This window comes from Halorubrum tropicale (assembly GCF_001280455.1).
Lineage (GTDB): Archaea > Halobacteriota > Halobacteria > Halobacteriales > Haloferacaceae > Halorubrum > Halorubrum tropicale.
This window is the reverse complement of the sequence record NZ_LIST01000006.1, coordinates 224,497-234,138: the sequence shown is the minus strand read 5'-3', so window position 1 is coordinate 234,138 and position 9,642 is coordinate 224,497. Positions and strand designations below refer to the sequence as shown.

Here is a 9,642-nt window from a genome sequence, read left to right as displayed (position 1 = left end):
GCGAGGGGCTGGCCGTCTACGAGGGCGACCCGATCGGGAGTCTCGCCGTCCGGGACGGCGGCGACCCCGTGGCGTCGCGGGACGCCGCCGACGAGTGAAGCGAAGTCCTTAATTACCGGACCGCCGTTCGTCTGCGTGTAGTCAGGGACCGTGGGGTAGTGGTATCCTATGCGGATGGGGTCCGTATGACCTGAGTTCGMYGTCCTCAGCGGTCCCATACGAAATTTTACACGAACTGTCCGAAACCGGCCAGATAGACCGGTATGACGATGGTTTGGTACGACAGTGACCGCCCGGTTCACCCGTCAGTTACGCCCGTCGAGGACGCGGGAGACGACGTTCGGAGTCGGGTCAGACACGCGAGCAGTCAGGCGACCGAGCGCGTCTACGACCACCTCGGTCGAGCGTAACACCCGCTCTCGTCAGGGATCCATCGCACGTGCGGCGTCGAGATCTGGTGCTCCCTCGAGGCCATCGTCAGCTGTCGGCCGTCACGTCGGTCAGGTACCACGCGATAAGCCGCGCCTGTGCCCGGCGGACAATCCCCGACGCGGTCGACTTGTCCACGCCGACCACGTCGGCGAGGTCCGCGAGGGTACACTCTCGCGGGACCTCGAAGTATCCCTCTCTGAGCCCGGCGGCGAGGAGTTCCTCCTGTCGCCGCGTGAGGAGTCGGTCCGACCGCTTCTTCTCCACCTTCGAGAGGAGTTCGTACTCGGTACCGCTCGATTCCAGCGCCTTCCGGAGCTGGTCGAACTCCTCGCGCGTACCGGTCAGGTCGAACTCGTAGAACCCGTTCCGAACTTCGATCGGAAACTCGGGCGGGAACCCTCCGGACTCGACGAAGGCGTAGAGGTCGACGTCGGTCGTCTCGTACGTCGCGAGGAGCCGGTCGTCGGTGCATTCCAACACCTCGTACGCGTCGACCGCCCCGTGTTCGCGAAACGCTGCTGCGACCGACTCCGGGGTTCGAGTCAGCACCTCTCCGAGTTCCTTCGCGGTGGCGCCACTGCGGACGCCGGACAGCAGGCGAAAGGTCGCATCGGGGAACGCCTCCGACAGGTCGGCGATGTACAGGTCCGGCGGGAGGCGAATGCGGAATCGGGCGTCGATCATGCTGGGTACTGCCGCCTCGGACAGATACCAACACGTTGGGGTCATTCACACATGAATCGCCCGGCAACACTGTAGTATGAACTCCGAGTCGGCCGGTGCGGCCACGAGCGGACGGGCGACGCTGCGGACGATGGCACGGACGATCACCGGACCGATCGGAGAGCTGTGGCGCCGCGATCCGGTTTTGTCCGCCGTGGCCGCGATCAACGCCGTCCTGTTCGGTGCCTTCGCCGTCGGCACCGTCTTGGACCCAATGGTCGTCAACGGGGAACCGGCGTGGCTCAAGCCAGCGAAGTTCGCCGGCTCGATCGCGCTCGTGTGCGCGACGCTCGGCTGGCTCGGTGTTCACCTCCCGGTCGACCCGGACTTTCGCCGCCGTGTCTCCCGGATCGTCGGCGTCGGTCTCCTCATCGAAATCGTCCTTATCGGCGGACAGGCCGCGCGCGGCGTCGGTTCTCACTTCAATCGGGCGACGGTCATCGACGGGGCGATCGGAGGCGTCATGGGCGTTACAATCGTCATCGTCACCGTCGCGATCGCCGCGCTGGCCGTCCGGGCACGCGGCGACGAGTTCGACGTCCACCCGGCGTTCGCCGCGGGCATCCTCCTCGGGGTCGGGTGGTTCGTCGTCGGCGCGTTCGAGGGGGCGGCGATGATCGCGATCCAGTCCCGGGTCGTCGAGACGACGGAGCCGACGGTCCCGGTCGTCGGCTGGCAGCTCGTCGGCGACTTCCGCCTGGCGCACTTCGTCGGCCTCCACGCCCTCCAGCTGTTGCCGCTGACCGGCTACCTCGCGGCAGTTGGACACCGTCGAGGCCTCGTCGACTATCCGCGACGCGTCGTATACCTCGTCGCTGCCGGATACGTCGCGGTCCTTCTCGTGACCGCCGCCCTCGGCGTCGCACCGGTCCTCATCTGACGAGGGATCTCACGAAGCGTGGGCGATAACGCTTACAGCAGCAGATATTGATACCTGAGTAGCAGCCACATCACCACGCGCCGAGAGGAACTGCGGCACATGGCGATTTCACGCCAATCGAGACTGAACGTCTCTCCGACGAGATTTCGCGCCCGCGTGTGCGCCAGCCTCCCCACCCCCGCGGGGGATGGAGTCGAAATCCCTGCCGACCGAGGCGACACAAGATCAGTTCTGATTAGGGCCAGAGGGACCGGAGAATCAGATACCAGTTCTCAGAAGCTCGCCAGCGTCTCGTCTCTCGTCTCACCGAGATACTGCCGGATCGCTCCCTCGTCCCAACCGACCGCCGCCAACACGCTCTCGACGGCGCGGACAGCGCCGTCCTCGTACCACGCGGCGTCGTATCGTGGTATCTCTTCGAACTCCAATCTGACCCGCGACGCACCTCGTGCGTCGGCATCAACGACCACGTACCGGACGGTCTGTCCCGGGGCGAGCCCCGCGCCCTCGATTTGCGCCCGCTTCAGGGCCGCGACGGTGAGCGTCTCCATCGAGTACTCGTTTGGGTCCTTCGACACGCGATTGTCGACGACGAGCGCGTCCGGGTTGACCGTCCCCTCTCGTAGGTCCCCGAGGCGCCGCCGGAGTACGTCGCACACCGCCTCCGGAGAGCGCGTCTCGTCGAACACGCGGAGCGCCTCGCTCTGGACCGCTTCGACCCATTCCGGCGTCGAGCGCTGTCGCCCCTCGATGCCTCGCGTCTTGACCGCGTCGCCGACTCCCGTCTCGGGGTAGTCCTCACCGCGGCGCTTGCCGAAGTACCGAGTGAGCGCTCCCGACTCGGAGTTCCGCATCGGACAGAACGCGACCCACTCGAACGCGCATTCGTACTCCAACTCGATGCCCGCCTCTTCGCTGATCTCGGCTGCGACTTCCTCCAAGGGGCGCTGCTCGCGACCGTCGGCCGGAGTCACCCAGATGGAGTCGACGATGCCGTGGACCACGCGCCAGCCGGCCGCCTCCAGTGCGGTCTTCGCATTGAGGAGGAGCTCGCGAGCGTAGGCGTTGATCGCCTCGTGGCACTCGATGCGCCCGAACTTGGCGTTCGAGAAGCCCTGATACCCGAAGCAGGACACGAGGATCCACTTGATCGCGGAGGAGGCGGCCTCCAATCGCTCCCGTTCGTCGCCGGCGGCGTCGGGAATCCGTTCCTTGATCTCGCTCCGGGCGTCGATCAGCGGGCCGAGCACCTCCGGCAGGTAGCCGTCCCGGTCGCAAACGGAGTAGCCGAGCCCCGGCACGTCGTCGGTGTCACAACACCCGCAGCGGACGGTCTCGGGCGAGATGTTCCGGGTCCTGATGATGTTGGGATACAGGGATGCGAAGTCGAGTTCGTGAACGTCCTCGTGGACGCCGACGTCGGGGGCGAACGTCGTGCCGCCGCGGTCGGCGTCGTCGAGCGTCGACGCCCGCTTGAACAGTTCCGGACGCCACGCGCGCCACGGCACGAGCACGCCTCGGTCCCTCGCTTCGCGGATCTGCATCGCCGTCAGCACTCGCCCTATCGACGCCCACCCGAGTTCCTGTAACGGGAGCCCGGAGCGCTCGACGAGGTCGAGACAGCCTTCCAGCCCGGACTCATGGTAGAAGAACGAGTTGGACTCGTCGATGATGGCGCGTCCGGGGACCGAGTACCGAGCCGGCGAGTGCCCCACGTTGCCGTACGAGGCGTACGTCGACTCGCCGGCGAGCTTCGTGTAGCCGTCCCGCCGACCGAGTTCGAGATCGACGCCGTAGGCGTCGGCCGCCTCGAACAGCAGGGGCACGAGGTCCGCCGTCGAGACGACCAGGACGTCGGGATCGCGTTCGTCGAGCGCCGCTTGAACGCCGGCGACGGTCTCGGCGGGCGACGACCAGACTCGGTCACCGTCGACGGCGAGCTGCGGCAGCGACTCGATGCCCGACTCGTGCCGGGGTAAATCGAGGTGGAGCGTCCGCAGGTCGCGCACCGAGCGGTCCGGAGCGGCGGGCGTGTCTGTTTCGAGGCAGAAGCGGAGCTGGCGGGTAAAATCGACGTTGTAGCAGGTGTAGGCGTCGGGCTGTCCGAACTGCTCGGTTCGGCTCGCGACCCTTCTGACCGCGTCGATCGAGGCGGCGTCGACGCGGAGCAGCGGCCGGGCGTCGGTCCGGAACGTCTGCCGGTGGGCCTCGACGCCGAGTCGCTCGACCGCGTCCTGTCCGTCGAGGAAGGACCAGAGGTCGCGGAGCGCGTCCGAGAGCCCGTCGCGGGACGGCGGCGTCGGATTTGGGCCGCCCGATCGACCGTAGAGATCGCCCGCTGAGTCACCGACGAAGAGCGTCGGGTGGTGGTCCTCGTGGACCTCGCGAGCGGCGCCGTCCGGGGTGAGCGTCCATCGGGCGACGCGGCCGTCACCGAGGTACTCCAGCGTGAGCGTCACGGGCTACGCCTCGGTGAGCGACTCGACTTCGTCTTCCAGTTCGGCGATCCGGCGCTCCTGTTCGAGCGCGATCGCCATCCACACCGGCGCCAGCGGGTCGGCGGGGTTGAGGTTCCCCGCCGCGTCGGCGTGGTCGCGAGCGTACGCGAACAGCCGGTCGAATCGGGGCTTGTCCTGCCGGCGGAGGACGCGTCGGAACGAGCGCCAGTCGTCTTCGATCGCGCTCAACTGATCCCGGTACGTCGGGTTCGTCCGACCCATTACCGGACGCTCGGCGCGGCCGCGGCGCGGTCGACGGTCGCTCCCTCGTACATCCGGGCGCGGTGTTCGAGGACCTCCTGCCAGTACGCGAGCGTCGTCTGGAGCCAGCCGTCGTCGGTGTGGTAGACGAGCGTCTCCGTGTCGCCGTTAGCGTCCTCGAAGCGCGGGCCGAACGGCGTCTGCCGGCAGGTGAGATGCGTCGCCGCGGCGCGGCGCACCGGCGTCGAGAACTCGTCGTCGCGGCACCGCGTCACGAGGACCGGCACGTCGTGGACGCGAGCGACGCGGGCGACCGACGCGATCGCGCGGACGAACAGCCGCTCGGCGGTGTCGGCGTCGACGTCGGCGGCGCGGTACATGCCGTCGAGGCCGGTCGCGACGACGACCGAGGGCGACTCGCGGGCGGCGAGCCGCCCGCCCAATCGGTCGAGCAGCGAGGTGTGCTGGTGGGCGGTGAACCCGCGGGCGACCTCGATGCGGTCGAGGACGCGGTCGGCCGGGGCGAGCTCGCGGAGGCGCGTCGTGTTGGCCCTGTTCGCGCCGTCGACCCAGAACGCGGGGCCGTCGGCGCCGAGGACGCGGTCGAGCAGGAGCGCCTGGACGGGCGTGACGCCGAGTTCGTCGTCGACGTCGACGAGCGTGACGCCGGGCGCGAGCTCCGGGAGGTCGGCGGTCGGTCGTCGGGAACGAGTGGACATGGTAGGGCCGACGGGGAATTACCTAAAAGGGGTGAGCCATGGACGGGCGGTGAAAGTGGAAGTGGTGACGAGGGTTGGACCCGTCGAACGACGGGGGACGCACACGAGACGGATCTCGGGGTTGTGACGAGACAAAGTACCTGGCGGCGTTCCGGATCGCGGACCCGCGGAATGGGAGGCGGGCCTGCTCGAGTACTCCGCACCGATTACCGCTCACCCAGGAGTCAGTTTGCTCTGGAGGTCGGCGATCCCGCCCGCTCCGCAACCACTAAACGCGGCTCGCTCCTTGCTCCGGTAATGGCCGACTGGACGGAGAAGTACCGCCCGAGCACGCTCTCGGAGGTGCGCGGCAACGACAAGGCCCGCGACGCGTTCGCGGAGTGGGCCCGGTCGTGGGACGACCACCGCGAGGCGGTCGTCCTCCACGGGAGCCCGGGCGTCGGGAAGACGAGCGCGGCCCACGCGCTCGCGAACGACATGGGGTGGGAGACCGTGGAGCTCAACGCCTCCGACCAGCGCACCGCCGACGTCATCGAGCGGTTCGCGGGGCGCGCGGCGCGCAACGCCACCCTCGGCGGGAGCGCGGCCGGGGGCGGCGCGGCCGGCGGCGACACCGCCTCGCGCCAGCTCGTCGTCCTCGACGAGGCCGACAACATCCACGGCAACTACGACCGCGGCGGCGCCTCGGCGATCACGAAGCTGGTCAAGGAGTCTGGCCAGCCGATCGTGCTCATCGCCAACGACTACTACGACATGTCGCGCGGGCTCCGGAACGCGACCCAGGAGATCGAGTTCCGCGACGTCTCCGCGCGCTCCATCGTCCCCGTCCTGCGCGACGTCTGTCGCAAGGAGGGGATCGAGTTCGAGTCCGACGCCCTCCAGCGAATCGCGGAGGGGAACCGCGGCGACCTCCGCGGCGCGATAAACGACCTCCAGGCCGCGACGCAGGGACGCGACTCGGTCACGGTCGAGGACGTGGTCACCGGCGACCGGGACAAGGCGCTGGGCCTCTTCCCGTTCCTCGACGCGGTCCTCAAGGAGGAGTCCGCGGAGGAGGCGCTCCAGTCCGCGTACGCCGTCGACGAGACGCCGGACGACATCTCGCGCTGGATCGAGAACAACGTCCTCGACGTGTACGAGCCCGCGGAGGCGGTCCGCGCGTACGACTTCCTCGCGAACGCGGACGTGTGGCTCGGCCGCGTGCGCGCCACGCAGAACTACTCCTACTGGCGGTACGCGACCGACAACGCGGCCGCGGGCGTGGCGGCCGCCCGCGACGGCGAGAAGGGCGGGTGGACGCGGTACGGCCGCCCGCAGTTCTGGTCGTCGTCGGACGCGACCGCGGACGAGGTCGTCGGCAAGATCGCGGCCGCGAGCGGGTGTAGCGTCGCGACGGCTCGCCGCGAGGTGCTGCCGTTCCTCGAGGCCGTCACCCACCACTGTAAGCCCCGCGAGCTGACCGTCGCGATGGCGGCCGCCTACGACCTCGACGAGGCGGGCGTCGCCTTCGTCACCGGCTCCGGCGAGTCGACGAACAAGGTGGCGTCGATCGTCGAGGACGCGCAGGCCCGCCGCGAGGAGCTGATCGAGGAACACGCCGACGGCGCCTTCGCGGTCGACGGCGCCCGCCGCGGCGACGAGGGCGACGCGGCCGCGGACCGCGACCGCGACGGTTCCGGATCGACTGACCCCGAGAGCGACCCGGCCGACTCGGGGGAGGAGCCGGCGGACGACGAGTCTCCGAACGAGAGCGACGACGACGATCAGGCGGGACTGACCGACTTCATGTGACCCGGCGGCGGTCGCTCACCGGCTCCCGCCGCCGCCGAGCCGGGGCGAGTTCGGATCCGCGTCGCTTCCGCTCGGCGTCGGGGGGTCGACCGCGTCCGCGCAGCGGAACTCGAACCGCGCGCCGCCCTCGCGGCTCTCGGTCACCGAGACGGTCCAGTCGTGCGCCGCCGCGATCCGCTCGACGATGGCCAGTCCGAAGCCGGTGCCGTCGGGGGCGGTCGTGTGGCCCGGCTCGAAGACGGCGTCCCGCTGGTCGGGGTCGATCCCCGGGCCGTCGTCCGCGACGTAGAATCCCCCGTCCGTCCGTCCGACGCGGACGCGGACCGCGGCGGCGTCGGGGTCGCTCGGGTCGGCGTCCGCCGATCCCGAACCCGTCGCGAACGTGTCCGGCGTGACTCCCCCGGCTGAGCCCGCTCCGTCGTTCCCGTGGGCGGGGGCGCTCGCGCCGGCTCTGTCGGGGGCGCCGTGTTCGATCGCGTTCCGGAAGAGGTTCTCGAGGCACTGCCGGAGCCGCTCCGAGTCGCCCGTCACGGTCGGGAGCGGTCCGTCCACGACGAGCGCGGCGTCGGCCGGCTCGCCGACGGTCCGCCACGCGCGGTCCACGACCGACCGCAGGTCGGTCGGCTCGGCGGTCCGGACCGTCTTCCCCTCCTTGGCCAGCGTCAGGAGGTCCGAGATGAGGTCGTCCATGCGGTCGAGCGCGTCGAGGGCGCGGTCCAGCCGCTCGTTCGACGCGTCCCCGTCGAGCTCGGCGGCCAGTTCGACGTTCCCGAACGCGACGGAGAGCGGGTTCCGGAGGTCGTGCGAGACGACGCTCGCGAACTCGTCGAGCCGCTCGCGCTGGCGTTCCAGCCGCTTCCGCCGCTCGACGCGCTCGTCCGCGGGGAACAGGTACCCGACCACGTCGCCGCCCTCCGTCGCCCGGCCGCGCTCGTGGACCCACTGCGGCTCGCCGCCGGAGACGACGCGGTACACCACGTCGACCGGGGCGGCGTCGAGCGCCTCGCGGAGCCGCTCGCGGTCCTCGTCGACCACGCAGTCGAGCCAGCCGCCCTCCGCGCGCTCCGGGACCTCGATCCGAGACTCCCCGGACGCCTCGATCACGAACCGCGCCGGATCCCCCGCAGGCCGGCGGTAGGCGATTCCGGGGCGTCGTTCCATCGCTGCGGACACGTGTCAACGAGGCTACTCGGTCAGTATAAACCTTACTCGCCTATCACTTGTCATACGCTGAGATCAAGTCTGAAAAGTGCGAAAATAACAGGGCAGGCCCCCGCGACGCCGAGAGAGCTTTGTCGCGGCCCCCGGTGGATCGCCGTATGCGCGCAGCGATCCTGCGAGAGTACGGCGAGCCGCTCGCGGTCCGCGACCTCCCCGAGCCCGACCCCGGCCCGGACGGCGCCGTCGTCAGCGTCGACGCCTGCGGCGTCTGCCGCAGCGACTGGCACGCCTGGGCCGGCCACGGCGAGTGGGCGGCCGACCGCGTCGCGCGCGGCCAGGTCCTCGGCCACGAGCCGGCCGGCGAGGTGGTCGCCGTCGGCGGGGAGGTCGATCGGTTCGAACCTGGCGACCGCGTGGTCGTCCCCTTCTCGCTCGGCGACGGCACCTGCCCGCACTGCCGCCGCGGGGCCGGCAACGTCTGCGAGGACGGCCGGGCGCTGGGGTTCGAGGCCGCCGCGCCGGGCGCGTTCGCGGAGCGCGTGGCGGTTCCGGCGGCTGACTACAACCTCGTCGAGCGCCCCGAGTGGCTCGACGCGACCGCGGCCGCTGCGCTCGGCTGCCGCTACATGACCGCGTACCACGCCCTCGCCGAGCGGGCGACCGTCGGCGGGGGCGACGCCGTCGCGGTCCACGGCTGCGGGGGCGTCGGGCTCTCCGCGGTCCAGATCGCCGCCGCGCTGGGCGCCCGCGTGATCGCGGTCGACCTCGACCCCGACGCCCTCGCGCTCGCGGCCGAGTTCGGCGCGGCCGAGACCGTGAACGCGGGGTCGCTCCCGGGAGACGAGTCCGTCCCCGAGCGGGTCCGCGCCCTCACCGACGGCGGCGCCGACGCCTCGCTCGACGCCTTGGGGATCGCGGAGACCTGTCGGAACTCCGTCCGGTCGCTGCGCCCGCGCGGCACGCACGTCCAGGTCGGGCTCACCACGGACGCGGAGCGGGGCGAGGTGTCGCTGCCGACCGACTGGATGACGCGCTGGGAGGTCTCCTTCCTCGGCTCCCGCGGGATGCCCCCGACGAGCTACGACGACCTGTTCGCGCTGATCGAGGCGACCGGGATCGACCCCGGCGCGCTGGTCGCCCGGGAGCTGTCGCTGTCGGAGGTGTCGGGCCGGCTCGCCGCCATGGAGGAGTACGACGTGCGGGGCGTCGAGGTTGTCACCGACTTCGAGGGGTGAGC

Annotated in this window: 8 protein-coding genes; 3 read left to right on the top strand and 5 right to left on the bottom strand. The window is 70.4% G+C overall.

Annotated elements, in window-relative coordinates:
- Positions 1–477 precede the first annotated feature (477 nt).
- Positions 478–1,116, bottom strand: a complete 639-nt coding sequence (locus AMR74_RS14610) for a helix-turn-helix domain-containing protein (RefSeq protein ID WP_053772786.1) — start codon at positions 1,114–1,116, stop codon at positions 478–480.
- Between the two features lie 76 nt (positions 1,117–1,192).
- Between AMR74_RS14610 and AMR74_RS14605 the strand changes: the two genes are divergently transcribed.
- Positions 1,193–2,035, top strand: a complete 843-nt coding sequence (locus AMR74_RS14605; RefSeq protein WP_240471178.1) for a hypothetical protein — start codon at positions 1,193–1,195, stop codon at positions 2,033–2,035.
- A 272-nt stretch (positions 2,036–2,307) separates the two neighbouring features.
- On the opposite strand, the gene AMR74_RS14600 is transcribed toward AMR74_RS14605, so the two are convergent.
- Genes AMR74_RS14600 through AMR74_RS14590 form a run of 3 tightly spaced genes read right to left on the bottom strand, consistent with a single transcriptional unit; the run spans position 2,308 to position 5,453 of the window.
- Positions 2,308–4,494: a type B DNA-directed DNA polymerase gene (locus AMR74_RS14600; protein ID WP_053772785.1), complete on the bottom strand. Its 2,187-nt coding sequence runs from the start codon at positions 4,492–4,494 to the stop codon at positions 2,308–2,310.
- Positions 4,495–4,497: 3 nt separating this feature from the next.
- A complete protein-coding gene (locus AMR74_RS14595; protein ID WP_053772784.1) occupies positions 4,498–4,755 on the bottom strand; it encodes a hypothetical protein in 258 nt (85 codons plus the stop codon).
- A complete protein-coding gene (locus tag AMR74_RS14590) occupies positions 4,755–5,453 on the bottom strand; it encodes a hypothetical protein (RefSeq protein ID WP_053772783.1) in 699 nt (232 codons plus the stop codon). The genes AMR74_RS14595 and AMR74_RS14590 overlap by 1 nt, the downstream gene beginning before the upstream one ends.
- 297 nt (positions 5,454–5,750) lie before the next feature.
- On the opposite strand from AMR74_RS14590, the gene AMR74_RS14585 reads away from it, so the two are divergent.
- Entirely contained in the window at positions 5,751–7,244 is a 1,494-nt protein-coding gene (locus AMR74_RS14585; RefSeq protein WP_053772782.1) for a replication factor C large subunit, read from the top strand.
- A gap of 15 nt (positions 7,245–7,259) precedes the next feature.
- On the opposite strand, the gene AMR74_RS14580 is transcribed toward AMR74_RS14585, so the two are convergent.
- The gene (locus tag AMR74_RS14580) at positions 7,260–8,405 is read right to left on the bottom strand and encodes a sensor histidine kinase (RefSeq protein WP_205625960.1); all 1,146 of its coding nucleotides are present in this window, start codon (positions 8,403–8,405) and stop codon (positions 7,260–7,262) included.
- A gap of 158 nt (positions 8,406–8,563) precedes the next feature.
- Between AMR74_RS14580 and AMR74_RS14575 the strand changes: the two genes are divergently transcribed.
- On the top strand, positions 8,564–9,640 hold the full coding sequence (locus AMR74_RS14575) for a zinc-dependent alcohol dehydrogenase family protein (RefSeq protein ID WP_053772780.1): 1,077 nt from the start codon (positions 8,564–8,566) through the stop codon (positions 9,638–9,640).
- Positions 9,641–9,642: the final 2 nt, after the last annotated feature.